This is a genomic window from Saccharopolyspora sp. NPDC000359 (genome assembly GCF_040300525.1).
GTDB lineage: Bacteria > Actinomycetota > Actinomycetes > Mycobacteriales > Pseudonocardiaceae > Saccharopolyspora.
This window is the reverse complement of the sequence record NZ_JBEPDU010000053.1, coordinates 37,746-50,174: the sequence shown is the minus strand read 5'-3', so window position 1 is coordinate 50,174 and position 12,429 is coordinate 37,746. Positions and strand designations below refer to the sequence as shown.

The window sequence follows — 12,429 nt, the reverse complement described above, 5'->3', positions numbered from 1 at the left end:
ACCTTGACCCGCGCGCCGCTGGGCCCGTACCAGGTCCAGGCGGCGACCGCCGCCGCGCGGGTGGCGCTGCTGCCGCGGGCGCGGCGGGTGCCGCTGGGGTTGCGGGCATGGCCGCGGGAGCCGGTGCTGCCGGTGCGGCAGCCGGTGGCGCCGCTGGCGCTGCGGGTAGTGCAGCCGGTGGCGCGGCCGGAGCGGCCGGTGGCGCCGCTGCCGGTGGTGTGAACGGAGCTTCCGGTGCGGCGAACGGCGGTGGCGCGGGGGAGCCCCGCGAGCCGCAGCTGCTCACCCACCAGGAGCAGGGCAACTACAACTACTACGCCGACGACTTCCCGGACGACGACCCGTACGACAACTACGACGACGGGCGCGGCGATGCCCGCTACGGGGATGATCGAGATGGCGACGACGGCTTCGACGACTTCGCCCCGGCCGACGACGACCCGGACGACGAGATGAGCGCCCGGCGGCGCAAGCGCAGTCGGCTCTGGCGCCGGGTGCGCCGGACCTGCTACGTCGCCACCGCGCTGTTCGTCCTGGCACCGGTCGCGGTGTTCATCTACGGCTACAACGCGTGGGAAGCGCCGGACCAGGCCAAGGTGATGGACTCGGAGCGGCCGGTCGACCTGCTGTACGCCAACGGTGAACCGATGGCGCGGGTCACCACCGACAAGACCCGTGAGGTGGTGAACAGCATCTCCGACGTCTCCCCGGCGATGCGCAACGCCACCCTCGCAGCTGAGGACGCCTCCTTCTACGACAACCCCGGCTTCGACTTCATGGGCATCGCGCGGTCGGTCTACTTCATGCTGACCGGGTCCGGCGTCGGTGGTGGTTCGACGATCACCCAGCAGTTCCTCAAGCTCGACCAGGACCTGTTGAAGGACCCGACCTACGTCCGCAAGATCAAGGAAGTCGTGCTGGCGTACAAGCTCACCAACGACAAGCCCAAGGACGAGATCCTGCTGGCGTACATGAACACGGCCAGCTACGGCCGCGGTACGACCGGGATCAAGGCCGCGTCGCACGCGTACTTCGGCAAGGAACCGAGTGAGCTGAACAACGCCGAAGCCGCTGTCCTCGCTGGCGTGGTGCAGTCGCCCTACGGTGGCAACGACCCCGGCCACAACAAGCCGGAGAAAGCCAAGAAGCGCTGGGAGTACGTCGTCGGGCAGATGGAGAAGAACGGGTTCCTGCAGCCCGGCGAGCGGGAGACCATGCAGCTCCCCGAAACCCTGCCTCGCGAGAGCTACCGCAAGGACTCACGCCTCACCCCCGAGCATGACGCGATCTGGGACGCGGTCAAGGCCGAGCTGAACGAACAGGGGCTGAGCGAGGACCTGCTGTCCCGCGGCGGGTACCAGATCAAGACCACCATCGATCCGGACGCGCAGAAGAAGGCCGAGGAGGCCGTCCACTCGGTGATGGACCCGCAGCCGGAGACGCTGCGGACCTCGTTGGTCGCGGTCGATCCGGAGACCGGCGGCGTGCTCGCCTACTACGGGTCGAAGCAGAACCGCGGCGACCTGGACTGGGCCAGCACGCCGCAGAACCCGGGCTCCTCGTTCAAGCCGTTCGTGGTGGCAGCGGGCCTGGAGCAGGGCCTGGGCATCGGCGAGTACTACGACGGCAGCGACAACCAGGTCATCGCGGGCACCCCCTTCCGGAACTCCGAGGGCATCGACTGCGACACCCCGACGCACTGCGGGGTCCGCGAGGCGATGACCAAGTCGGTCAACACCGTGTTCGTCCACCTGGCGACCAAGGTGGGAACCCCGAAGGTCGCCGAGGCCGCCTACGAAGCGGGCATCTCGCGGTCGACCCCGCTGAACAGGAACGGCATCGTCGAGTCCGGCATCGCGCTGGGGCTGTACCCGGTGCTCCCCACGGACATGGCTGGGGCTTACGGGACGTTCGTCAACGGCGGCCAGCGGGTCAAGCCGCACTTCGTGTCCGAGGCGTTCAGCTCGGTGAGCGGGGAGTACGCGCTGGACATTCCGGATCCGGAGCCGGCGTTCGGCAGCGACGCCGAGGAGAGCAAGGACATCGCCTACAACGTCGCCGAGACGATGAAGGACGTGGCCTCGAGCAGCAAGGTCCCGCTCAAGGGCAACCGGCCGGTGTGGTCCAAGACCGGTACGCACCAGTGGGGTTCCACGGACCTGAACCAGAACGCCTGGATGGTCGGTGCGACGCCGCAGATCTCCACCGCGGTGGCGATCCTCAACAACGACGAGGACGGCCCGATCCCGCTGAAGGACGCCAACGGCAAGACCTTCTACGGCAGCAAGTACCCGTCGAAGGTCTGGCAGAAGTTCATGGACTCCTACCTGCAGGGCAAGAAGCAGGAGAAGATCCCGAAGGGTGACCCGATCGGGCAGTTCGAGGACATCCCGCTGCCGCCTCCGACGTCGGAGACGAGCGAGCCGCCCACCGAGCCGCTGAGCGAGACGCAGGACCCGAGCGGGTCGCGGGACCCGAGCGAGTCCAACGACCCGACCTCCACCACCAAGCCGAGCCGGGACTGCGGTGGCATCTTCGAGCCGCCGTGCCCGCCCGGCAACGGCAACGGCAACGGTGACGGCGACGAGGAGGACGGCGACAACGGCGGGGCGAACAACGTCGCTCCGACGGACAGGCCGAGGTACTACGGCTGACGATCCGGTTCACGCGCGAGGGGCATCCGCTGCGGCGGGTGCCCCTCGTGCGTCGTCAGCGCCAAGTAGCATCCGGACGTGTCCACCTCGACCGAGCCCGCGAGCACTGATCCGCCGACCCCCGAGCGGCGCCCGGATTCGGCGGTGGACAGCGAGTCGCTCGGTCCCGCCGACCGCGTCGCGCCGACCTGGTCGGAGCCGTTGGCGCAGCGGATCAGCCGCCCGTTCGGCGGCCGGTTGGGGCGGCACGCGCAGGTCGGCAGGCAGTGGTTCTGGACACCGCTGCGGGTGGTCCTGCTGCTCGCGGTGGTGGTGCTGGCCGCCGCGTGGCTGTTCAAGGCGCCCTGCCAGCTGACCTATGACGCCGGCAGCGGCCCGCAGCTGGACTGGCGGAACAACAAGCAGTACACCGCCATGTGCTACACCGACATCATCCCGCGCTACGGGATGGGTGACCTGGCGCGCGACGACGCGTTCCCGTACAAGACGGCGTGGCTGGAGAACCAGGGCACCCCGCAGGAGAAGGTCCGGTACATGGAGTACCCGGTGCTGACCGGGCTGTTCCAGTGGGTCAACGCGCGGGCCGCCGACGGGTGGGCGACGCTGGCCGGGCTCGGCCTGCTGCCGGGTGGCCTGACCAGCGTGCTGTACTTCAACCTCTCCGCGTTCTGGCTGGCCGCGGCCTGGCTGGTGACCATCTGGGCGCTGGTGGCGCTGTGCCGCAGGCGGATGTGGGACGTCGCGCTCGCCGCGCTCTCCCCGCTGGTCTTCGTGCACGTCTTCACCAACTTCGACGCGCTGGCCACCGCGCTGGGCACCGCGGGCCTGCTCGCCTGGTCGCGGCGCCGACCAGCGCTGGCCGGGGTGCTGATCGGCCTGGGCGGTGCGGCCAAGCTCTACCCGCTGTTCTTCCTCGGACCGCTGCTGGTGCTGGCCTGGCGGGCGGGCAAGGTGCCGGAGGCGGTGCGCGCGGTGCTGGCCGCGGCGCTGGCCTGGCTGGCGGTGAACGTGCCGGTCCTGCTGCTCTACCCGGACGGCTGGGGCGAGTTCTTTCGGTTGAACAACCAGCGCCCGGCCGACCCGGACTCGTTGTACAACGTGCTGATGCACTTCACCGGGTGGGCCGGTTTCGACGGTCCGCTGCCGAGCGGCGCGTCCCCGACGGTGCTCAACGCGGTGAGCCTGGTGCTGTTCCTGCTGGCCTGCGCGGGCATCGCGTGGCTGGCGCTGGCGGCCCCGACCCGGCCGCGGCTGGCCCAGCTGTGCTTCCTGGTGGTGGCGGCGTTCCTGCTGACCAACAAGGTCTGGAGCCCGCAGTACTCGCTGTGGTTGGTGCCGCTGGCGGTCCTGGCGATCCCCCGCTGGCGCCTGCTGCTGACCTGGATGCTGGTCGACGCGGCGGTCTGGGCCCCGCGCATGTACTACTACCTCGGCACGGCGAACAAGGGCCTGCCCGAGGGCTGGTTCCTGGGCGCGGTGGTCATCCGGGACGCGGTCGTGGTGGCGCTTTGCGTGCTGATCATCCGGGAGGCCCTCGACCCGGCCCGCGACAAGGTGCGCGCCACCCTCGCGGTCCGCCCGGAACGCGTCCCGGACGCCCTGGACGACCCGTGTGGCGGTGTCCTCGACGGGGCCCCGGACCGCTTCGTCCTGCCCGCGCCGCGGCGCCGCGCCAAGACACCAACCCCGGTCGGACCAACCAGTCGGGGAGAACTCCGGGTCCGCCCCTGACGCGCCACCGCCCCGCAGCGCGCACCCTGGAGGCATGACGACCTACCGAATGCCCCTGGCCCGCCCGCGGGACAACGCGATGATCGCCGGTGTGTGCGCCGGGCTGGCGCAGCGGTTCGACATGAAGCCGTCCACGGTCCGGATCCTGTTCCTGCTGTCCTGCCTGCTCCCCGGCCCGCAGTTCGTGGCCTACCTGGTGCTCTGGGTGCTCATGCCGAAGCGCTAACCGCGGCGGGCCACCCAGGCGCTGACCAGGGCCGTGCTGGCGACCAGCAGCCCGGCGGCGGTGAGCGTGGACTGGACGAGCAGCGCCGGTGGCGTCGACGCCGTGCTCAGCCCGAGCAGGAGCGGGTGCGCCAGTGGGAGCCACTCGGCCAGCAGCGCAATCGCCAGCAGCGCCGCCGCGGCGATCGCGGTGTAACCGACCCGGCGGATCACCAGGCCCGAGCACGGCAGCGCGACCGCGGTGCCGAACGCCGCGCACACCACGTGCCCGAGCAGGCCGATCGCGAGGTCCGCTGGCGGGTGGGCGAACCCGGACGTCACCTGGGACCAGGCGGTGGTCAGCACCGCCAGCACCCCCGCGCAGCACAGCACGGTCAGCACGGTGCCGACGAGCACCCGGTGCACCGAGCCGACGTGCGCGCGGGTGACCGTGCGCTGCACGACGTCCTCCACGTCGACCAGCGCGATCGTCAGCCACGCCGACACCACCGCCAGCGCGGCAGCGGTCACCGCGTAGCTGGGCAGCGCCGGACCGGTGTCATCGCTGTAGAAGACCGCCAGCAGTCCGATGTGGAGCAGCACCGGCGGCAGGTAGCGCTGCGAGTGGCCGAGCTCGGCGAGCCGGTAGCGGACCAGCGCGATCATCGCCGCCCCGCCCCGGAATCCACCGCGACCACCGCGCAGCCGCGCCGGATCGCCTCCAGCAGCACCGGTTCCCGCTCCGCCACCGCCACCTCCAGCTCGACCTCGCCGTCCCGGCGCTCCGACAGCACGCCGGGCCACCCGGCCCAGTCCTCGCCTCCCCCACCGCGCAACCGGATCCGGCAGGTCGGCACCTCGGCCTCCAGCAGCTGGAGGCGACCGTCGACGAGCCGGAGCGACCGGGTCGCGGTGCTCCGCACGAACTCCGGGCGGTGGTCGGTGAACACCACGGCGGTGCCCGCGGCGGCGCGTTCGCCGACAACCTCGGTCAGCACCGCGCGGGTCGCCGCGTCCAGCCCGGACCACGGTTCGTCCAGCACCAGCAGTTCCGGTTCCGGCAGCAGCGCCTGCGCCAACCCGACCTTCTGCGCGTTGCCCTTCGACAGTTCGCGCAGCGGCGCGTCCGGTCCACCGGCCAGCGCGAAGCGCTCCAACCACTCCCCGGCGCGCCGCCGGGCTTCGGCCGTGGGCAGCCCGCTGATCCGGCCGAGGTGGCACAGGTAGGTGCGGGCGCTCATCCGCTGCCGCGCGGGGAACCGGTCGGGCACGTAGCCGGTGCGCGGCCGCCCGGAGGTGGTTCCGCCGGACGGTCGGGAGACCCCGGCGAGGATGCGCAGCAGCGTGGACTTCCCGGAACCGTTGGTGCCCAGGACCCCGACCACCTCACCGGCCGCCACCGCGAGGTCCACACCCCGCAGCACCGGCCGCGACCGGTAGTCCTTGACCACCCCGACGAGCTCCCGCACCACCCCGAAACCCCCGGTCAGCGAGTGGCGTGGGCGTCCAGGACGTAGGCGATCGCCGAGGTGATCTTCGCGGCGAACGGCAGGTTCAGCGCCTCGTCCGGCACGTGCGCGTTGCTGTCCGGGCCGAGCGCGCCGGTCACCACGAACTGCGCCGCCGGGTAGGCGTCCTGCAGCAGGCCCATGAACGGGATCGAGCCGCCGAGGCCCATCGTCCGCCACTCCGCGCCGAACACCTCGTCCGAGGCCTGGTCGAGCGCGGTCTCCAGCCACGGCGCGAGGTCGGGCGCGTTCCAGCCCAGCCCGGCCTCGGTGTGCCCGAAGGTCACCTTCGCGCCGTAGGGCACGTCGTTGGTCAGCTCCTCCTGCACGGCGCGCAGCGCGGCTTCCGGGTCCGCGGTCGGCGGCAGCCGGAAGCTCAGCAGGGCGGTGGTGCTGGGCCGCAGCACGTTGCCCGCGTCCCCCGGCTTCGGCAGGCCCTCGGCGCCGATGATCGACAGCGTCGGCCGCCAGAAGTTGTTCAGCGCAAGCTCGACCTCGTCCTCGGCGACCGGCCGCAGGCCGTCCAGCCACGGCACCGAGTTGCGCACCAGGCCCGGCGCGGCGGCGATCGACGAGCGGATCTCGGCGATCCGGTTCGCCGGGATCTCCACGTTCAGCTCCGGCAGCCGGACCGCACCGGTGGCCGAGTCCTCCAGCCGGTCCAGCAGCTGCCGCAGCACGCGGAACGAGCTGGGCACGATGCCGCTGGCGATACCGGAGTGCAGACCGCTCTCCAGCACCTGCACGGTGACCTCCAGCTGCACCATGCCGCGCAGCGAGGTGGTCAGCCACATCCGGTCGTAGTCGCCCGCCCCGGAGTCCAGGCAGACCACCAGCGACACGTCACCGAGCCGCTCGGACAGGTGCTGCAGGTAGGCGGGCAGGTCCGGGCTGCCGGACTCCTCGCCGGTCTCGAGCAGCACCACGCAGCGCGCGTGCGCGCCGCCGTGCGCGCGGACCGCCTCGATCGCGGTGATCGCCGCGTACCCGGCGTAGCCGTCGTCGGCCGCGCCGCGCCCGTACAGCCGGTCGCCGCGGACCACCGGCGTCCACGGGCCCAGGCCCTCCGACCAGCCGCCCACCGGCGGCTGCTTGTCGAGGTGCCCGTAGAGCAGCACGGTCCCCTCGCCAGCGCCCTCGGTGGCCGGGACGTCCACCAGCAGCAGCGGCGTGCGCTCCGGCAGCCGCACCACCTCGACCTCGGCGCCCGCGATGCCGCGCGCGGTGATCCACCGGCGCACGTGCTCCACGGCGGCGTCGAGGTGCCCGGACGTGGCCCAGTCGGCGTCGAAGGCGGGGGAGACTGCTGGGATCTCCACCAGCTCCGAGAGGCTCGGCAGGACGGATTCGTCCCACACCTGGTCAACGGTCTTCGCAACGGCAACACGATCCACGCCGCGATCCTATGCCCGCGGAATCACGGCAGCTGGCACTGGCCGGAACTGCCCAGCAGCTCAGGAGGCGGCGACGACCACCGTGGTCACCGCCGCGGCCCTGGCCTGCGCGCGCACGTCCAGGACGACCCTGCCGAGCGGGTCCTGCTCGCCGAAGTGCGCGAGGACAGCGCGGTGGTCGGGGAACGGGATGAGCTCCGCACCCAGCCCGGAGTGGTGCACGATCCCGGCGAGCGCCACCGTGCGCGGATCCGGTGCCGCCGCCCCGGTCAGCATGTCCTGCAGCCGGAGCAGCACGGCGTTGCGGAGGTTCGGCTCCGGCACGTGGAGGTGCCTGGTGAACACGCCGCCCCGCGCCTCGTGCCGGACCAGACCGGCGCTGACCAGGTAGTTCATCTTCGCCGGGTAGCAGTGCGCCTGGTCCACCAGCAGGGTGGCCAGCCGCGTCGGGTCGCGGCGGTGCACCACCTGGCCGAGCACCTGGTCCAGCACCGGATGCCCGGTCGGCGTCGGGTCGTGCACCAGCAGGAACCGGTCGTGCAGCACCAACCGCTGCTGGAGCAGCAGCTCGCCGACCTCACCGGCGGCGATCGCGAGGTGCGGCGCCCCGCCGTAGCGCACCCCTTCCGGGGTGTGCGCGATCAGGGCCAGCTCGTCGGAGAGGATCACGCTCAGCTCCCGCCAGCGACCGCACCCGCGGTGGCGGCGGTGGTGGTGGCGGTGATCACCGCGACTGTTGCCGCGATCACCTGCTCGACGGCCTTGCCCAGCGCCTCGCCCTTGCTGATCTCCTTCAGCCGCTTGCGGTCGGCGCGCTCGAAGCCGAGGTGCCGGACCAGGCCGGTCGCGTGCGTCAGCGCCGCGAGCAGCGCCAACCGGTTGTCCAGCTCGAGCTCACCGCGGGCGGCGGAGCGGATCTCCTCGACCAGCGAGGTGCGCGCCGCCTGGTCCGGGTAGAACTTGTCGTGCGGGATGAACAGCGTGGTCCGCTGCTCGTGCCGCACCAGACCGCGCGGCACCAGGGCGGCGCAGTGCCGCTTGCGCGCCCCGCGCCGGCTCTGGATGAAGCTCGTCGCCGCCACCGGCTTGTTCCGCGGTCCGGCCTTCCGTCGCAGGTAGCTGATCGATTCGTCGACCCAGCCGACGCCGCTCGGGCTGGGGTCGTCCACCCGGATCTTCTTCCCGGTGAACGACACCCGCCCCTGAAGCACCAGTTCACCGAGCTCGGCGGCCCCGACGTGGTCGCAAGCCGAGTAGAACGACCCGTTCTCCCGCTGCAGCAGCAGCACGAACTCTTCCGGCAAGCTGAGCGAAGTCATCACCCCAGTCTGGCACCGCTGCCCACCCCGCACCTCGATCTCGCCGAATCCGCCCTCCGGCCCGGGGTGGAGCCGCGGTCAGCCGTTCGGGGTGACGGGCGCGGTGGGGATCGTCGTCAGGGCGTGGATCGCCGCTTGGACCTCGGGGGTGAGGTGGGCGTCCGGGGGCTCGGCGTCGGCGAGGGTGCGGAGGTGGGTGCGCTCGCGGCGGTCGAAGCCCAGTGGGTGGGCCAGGCCGGTGTGGTGCAGCAGCGCCGCGAGCAGCGCCAAGCGGTCGTCGACCGGGAGTTCGCCGCGGGCCAGCGAGTGGAGCTCGGCGAGCAGGGCCGTCCGGGTCGCGTGGTCGGGGTGGTAGCGGTCGTCGGGCAGGAACCCGAGGAGCTTCCGCCGCTCCACCCGCAGGACCCCGCGCTCGACCAGCACCGACCGGTGCGTCGCGAAGGCGGTGGAGCGCAGCGCCAGCCACCAGCCCAGCTCCACCGGGTGGTTCTCGCGCCCGGCCACCGCCGCGAAGTCCACCAGCAGCTGGTCCATCCACGGGTGCCCGCTGGAGGCCGTGTCCAGCAACTGGACCGCGGTGCCGTGCGCCGCCACCCGGCCGCGCAGCACCAGTTCGCCGATCTCGGCGGCCGCGGTGGCGGCGTTCGGGTTCGCGCTGGAGCAGCAGGTCCCGCCGGGCTTGTGCAGCAGCAGCGCGAACTCGTCCGGCAGCGTCAGCAGGTTCGCGTACTCGCCCACCCGTCCAGTTTGTCGCAGTCCGGCTGGGTCAGCGCCTCGCCGAGGGCGCGGATGATGCGGGCGAGCTCGGTCAGGTCGCCGGTGCTGGGCACTCGACCGACCGGGGGTACCTCGGGGCTGTCCACGGTGCTGGCCCTTCCTCGCTGGGAGCAGGCGCCGATGAAGGTAACAAAACGGGCAAAGAACCTGAAGGTGTATCCGATGCACGTCTCCAATATCGGCACTGCGATGGTCCAGAAAGCGTTAGTCGGACCTCCATTACTTCGATGACCTGCGGATTTGCCTTGATCTGCGGCGAACTACGGTGATCGAGCGGGAGCAGGCCCACCGCGCCGAGGTGGGACCTGACCCCTGTGGCAGGGCTCACGATGCAGGCCGGTTTCGTGCCAGGATGGCGGGGAGCGATCCAACTGCCCCGGTCGCGCAACCGGGTGACCCACCAGGTCACCGCAGGTCGCGGCCAGGGCTGTCGGTCACGGCGCCACAAGCGGCGTGGTCGGCGCGAGACGAGGAGATCACGCATGTCCCCCGAGCAATGGACGCGACCGGAAACCGAAGGCACCACCGGCCCCCCTGCCGCTACCGCAGCGAAACCCACACGGGAGCAGGTGATCGCCGGTTTGCGCGCGACGAGCGAAGGCGGAGCTGACCTCGTGCAGCTCCTCACCCCAGAAGGTCAGCGGGTCGAGCACCCCGACTTCGACCTGGACATCTCCACCGCGCAGCTGCGCGACCTCTACCGCGACATGGTGCTGGTGCGCCGTGCCGACCGGGAGGGCAACGCGCTGCAGCGGCAGGGGCAGCTGGGCATCTGGGTCCCGCTGCTCGGCCAGGAAGCCGCCCAGATCGGGGCGGGCCGGGCGCTGCAGCCGCAGGACATGGCCTTCCCGAGCTACCGCGAGCACGGCGTCGCCTGGTGCCGCGGGATCGACCCGACCGAGCTGCTGGGCATCTTCCGCGGCACCGACCACGGCAGCTGGGACCCGATCAGCGCGCGGTTCCACCTCTACACCATCGTCATCGGCAACCAGTGCCTGAACGCCACCGGCTACGCGATGGGCCAGCGCTTCGAAGGCAAGGTCGGTGACCGCGACGGCGAGGCCACCATGGTCTTCTTCGGCGACGGCGCCACCAGCCAGGGCGACGTGCACGAGGCGATGGTGTGGTCGGCGGTCTACGACGCCCCGGTGGTGTTCTTCTGCCAGAACAACCAGTGGGCGATCTCCGAGCCGCTGGAGCGGCAGACCCGCGTCCCGCTGCACCAGCGCGCCAGCGGCTACGGCTTCCCCGGCATCCGGGTGGACGGCAACGACGTGCTCGCCAGCCTCGCGGTCAGCCGCTGGGCGCTGGACGAGTGCCGCCAGGGCAACGGCCCGGTGCTGATCGAGGCGTTCACCTACCGCATGGACGCGCACACCACCTCCGACGACCCGACCCGCTACCGGCTCGCCGACGAGCACGAGGCGTGGAAGCTCAAGGACCCGATCGAGCGGCTGCGGGTGCACCTGGTCCGCGACCAGGGCGTCGAGCAGGACTTCTTCGACGGCGTGGACGCCGAGGCCGACGAGCTGGCCGCGCGGTTCCGCGACTTCTGCTTCAACATCCCCGAACCCCCACCGGAACGGATGTTCTCCGAGGTCTACGCGGAGGAGACCCCGCAGGTGGCCGCGCAGCGCGAGGCCTACCTGCAGTACCTGGCCGGTTTCGCCGACGAAGCGATGGCAGGAGGTGTGCGCTGATGGCCGCGCCCGCATTGGAACGCCCGACCGCCGCGGCGGGCACCCAGACCGTCACCATCGCGAAAGCGCTCAACATGGGCCTGCGCGCCGCGCTCGAGCGCGACCCGAAGGTGCTGGTCATGGGTGAGGACGTGGGCAAGCTCGGTGGCGTCTTCCGGATCACCGACGGCCTGCAGAAGGACTTCGGCGAGCACCGCGTGCTGGACACGCCGCTGGCCGAGTCCGGGATCATCGGCACCGCGGTCGGGCTGGCCATCCGCGGCTTCCGCCCGGTGTGCGAGATCCAGTTCGACGGGTTCATCTTCCCCGGCTTCGACCAGATCGTGTCCCAGCTGGCCAAGCTGCACTACCGCAGCCAGGGCAAGGTGAAGGTGCCGGTCGTGGTGCGGGTGCCCTTCGGCGGTGGCATCGGCGCCGTCGAGCACCACTCGGAGTCGCCGGAGTCGCTGTTCGCGCACGTCGGCGGGCTGAAGGTGGTGTCCTGCTCGAACCCGGTGGACGCCTACTGGATGCTGCAGCAGGCCATCGAGTGCGACGACCCGGTGCTGTTCTTCGAGCCGAAGCGCCGCTACTACGAGAAGGCCGAGCTCGACCCGGGCACCCCGCCCGCGCCGCTGTTCAGCTCGCAGGTGGTGCGCCCGGGGTCGGCGGCGACCGTGGTCGGCTACGGCCCGGTGGTGCGCACCTGCCTGGACGCGGCGGCCGCCGCCGCCGAGGACGGCACCGAGCTGGAGGTCGTCGACCTGCGCTCGCTGTCCCCGCTGGACCTGGGACCGGTGTTCGACTCGGTCCGCCGCACCGGCCGGTTGGTGCTGGTCAGCGAGGCGCCGGCGGAGTCGTCGATCACCTCGGAGATCGCCGCCCGGGTGCAGCAGGAGTGCTTCTACTCGCTGGAGGCCCCGGTGCTGCGGGTGACCGGGTTCGACACCCCGTACCCGCCGAGCAAGCTGGAGGAGGGCTACCTGCCCGACCTCGACCGGGTGTTGGACGCGGTAGACCGCTCGCTGGCGTACTGAGGGTTTCCAGAAGTGCCCGCCCTGCGTGCGTGGTCCCGCAGCGCAACCTCGGACGCCGCCTGGTCGCGCGTGCCCGGCGAACGGGCTGTCCGCGCCAGATGATGTCCGGGAACCCGCCGGTGGCTG

General features: G+C 71.6%; 13 protein-coding genes. 6 read left to right on the top strand and 7 right to left on the bottom strand.

All coding sequences use genetic code 11. The annotated features are described in order from the left end of the window. From ABT324_RS27570 to ABT324_RS27555, 4 genes are all read left to right on the top strand, one after another. Window positions 1–222 (top strand): hypothetical protein (locus ABT324_RS27570; protein WP_351183343.1); only part of this gene is annotated, 222 nt, incomplete at its 5' end. Then, on the top strand, window positions 219–2,654 hold the full coding sequence (locus ABT324_RS27565) for a transglycosylase domain-containing protein (protein ID WP_351183341.1): 2,436 nt from the start codon (window positions 219–221) through the stop codon (window positions 2,652–2,654). The genes ABT324_RS27570 and ABT324_RS27565, both read left to right, overlap by 4 nt. Window positions 2,655–2,732: 78 nt before the next feature. Next, window positions 2,733–4,385: a glycosyltransferase family 87 protein gene (locus ABT324_RS27560; RefSeq protein WP_502949809.1), complete on the top strand. Its 1,653-nt coding sequence runs from the start codon at window positions 2,733–2,735 to the stop codon at window positions 4,383–4,385. 34 nt (window positions 4,386–4,419) lie between these two features. Next, the gene (locus ABT324_RS27555; protein WP_351183339.1) at window positions 4,420–4,611 is read left to right on the top strand and encodes a PspC domain-containing protein; all 192 of its coding nucleotides are present in this window, start codon (window positions 4,420–4,422) and stop codon (window positions 4,609–4,611) included. Here the strand turns inward: ABT324_RS27555 and ABT324_RS27550 are convergent. From ABT324_RS27550 to ABT324_RS27520, 7 genes are all read right to left on the bottom strand, one after another. After that, window positions 4,608–5,255 (bottom strand): hypothetical protein, encoded by a 648-nt coding sequence (locus tag ABT324_RS27550; RefSeq protein WP_351183337.1) that lies wholly within the window; start codon window positions 5,253–5,255, stop codon window positions 4,608–4,610. The genes ABT324_RS27555 and ABT324_RS27550 overlap by 4 nt on opposite strands. Then, window positions 5,252–6,058: an ATP-binding cassette domain-containing protein gene (locus tag ABT324_RS27545; protein WP_351183335.1), complete on the bottom strand. Its 807-nt coding sequence runs from the start codon at window positions 6,056–6,058 to the stop codon at window positions 5,252–5,254. The genes ABT324_RS27550 and ABT324_RS27545 overlap by 4 nt, the downstream gene beginning before the upstream one ends. A gap of 17 nt (window positions 6,059–6,075) precedes the next feature. Continuing rightward, the gene (locus tag ABT324_RS27540) at window positions 6,076–7,491 is read right to left on the bottom strand and encodes a M20/M25/M40 family metallo-hydrolase (RefSeq protein ID WP_351183333.1); all 1,416 of its coding nucleotides are present in this window, start codon (window positions 7,489–7,491) and stop codon (window positions 6,076–6,078) included. 60 nt (window positions 7,492–7,551) lie between these two features. Next, on the bottom strand, window positions 7,552–8,160 hold the full coding sequence (locus ABT324_RS27535; protein WP_351183331.1) for a GOLPH3/VPS74 family protein: 609 nt from the start codon (window positions 8,158–8,160) through the stop codon (window positions 7,552–7,554). Between the two features lie 2 nt (window positions 8,161–8,162). After that, window positions 8,163–8,810: a GOLPH3/VPS74 family protein gene (locus ABT324_RS27530; protein WP_351183329.1), complete on the bottom strand. Its 648-nt coding sequence runs from the start codon at window positions 8,808–8,810 to the stop codon at window positions 8,163–8,165. 78 nt (window positions 8,811–8,888) lie between these two features. Then, on the bottom strand, window positions 8,889–9,548 hold the full coding sequence (locus ABT324_RS27525; RefSeq protein WP_351183327.1) for a GOLPH3/VPS74 family protein: 660 nt from the start codon (window positions 9,546–9,548) through the stop codon (window positions 8,889–8,891). Beyond that, the gene (locus ABT324_RS27520; protein ID WP_351183325.1) at window positions 9,524–9,673 is read right to left on the bottom strand and encodes a hypothetical protein; all 150 of its coding nucleotides are present in this window, start codon (window positions 9,671–9,673) and stop codon (window positions 9,524–9,526) included. Before ABT324_RS27520 ends, ABT324_RS27525 begins: the two co-directional genes overlap by 25 nt. 396 nt (window positions 9,674–10,069) lie before the next feature. Here ABT324_RS27520 and pdhA point away from each other — a divergent pair, with 396 nt between their 5' ends. Together pdhA and ABT324_RS27510 are read left to right on the top strand one after the other, a co-directional pair. Continuing rightward, window positions 10,070–11,287 carry a pyruvate dehydrogenase (acetyl-transferring) E1 component subunit alpha gene (pdhA, locus tag ABT324_RS27515; RefSeq protein ID WP_351183323.1) on the top strand — a complete coding sequence of 406 codons (1,218 nt, stop codon included), beginning with the start codon at window positions 10,070–10,072 and terminating at the stop codon, window positions 11,285–11,287. After that, window positions 11,287–12,303, top strand: a complete 1,017-nt coding sequence (locus ABT324_RS27510; protein ID WP_351183321.1) for an alpha-ketoacid dehydrogenase subunit beta — start codon at window positions 11,287–11,289, stop codon at window positions 12,301–12,303. Before pdhA ends, ABT324_RS27510 begins: the two co-directional genes overlap by 1 nt. The last annotated feature ends 126 nt before the right edge of the window (window positions 12,304–12,429 follow it).

Excerpts from the sequence above, each read along its gene's own strand:
- ABT324_RS27555 (WP_351183339.1), top strand. The coding sequence starts at position 4,420 with ATGACGACCTACCGAATGCCCCTGGCCCGCCCGCGGGACAACGCGATG.
- ABT324_RS27510 (WP_351183321.1), top strand. The coding sequence starts at position 11,287 with ATGGCCGCGCCCGCATTGGAACGCCCGACCGCCGCGGCGGGCACCCAG.
- pdhA (WP_351183323.1), top strand. The coding sequence starts at position 10,070 with ATGTCCCCCGAGCAATGGACGCGACCGGAAACCGAAGGCACCACCGGC.
- ABT324_RS27550 (WP_351183337.1), bottom strand. The coding sequence starts at position 5,255 with ATGATCGCGCTGGTCCGCTACCGGCTCGCCGAGCTCGGCCACTCGCAG.
- ABT324_RS27530 (WP_351183329.1), bottom strand. The coding sequence starts at position 8,810 with ATGACTTCGCTCAGCTTGCCGGAAGAGTTCGTGCTGCTGCTGCAGCGG.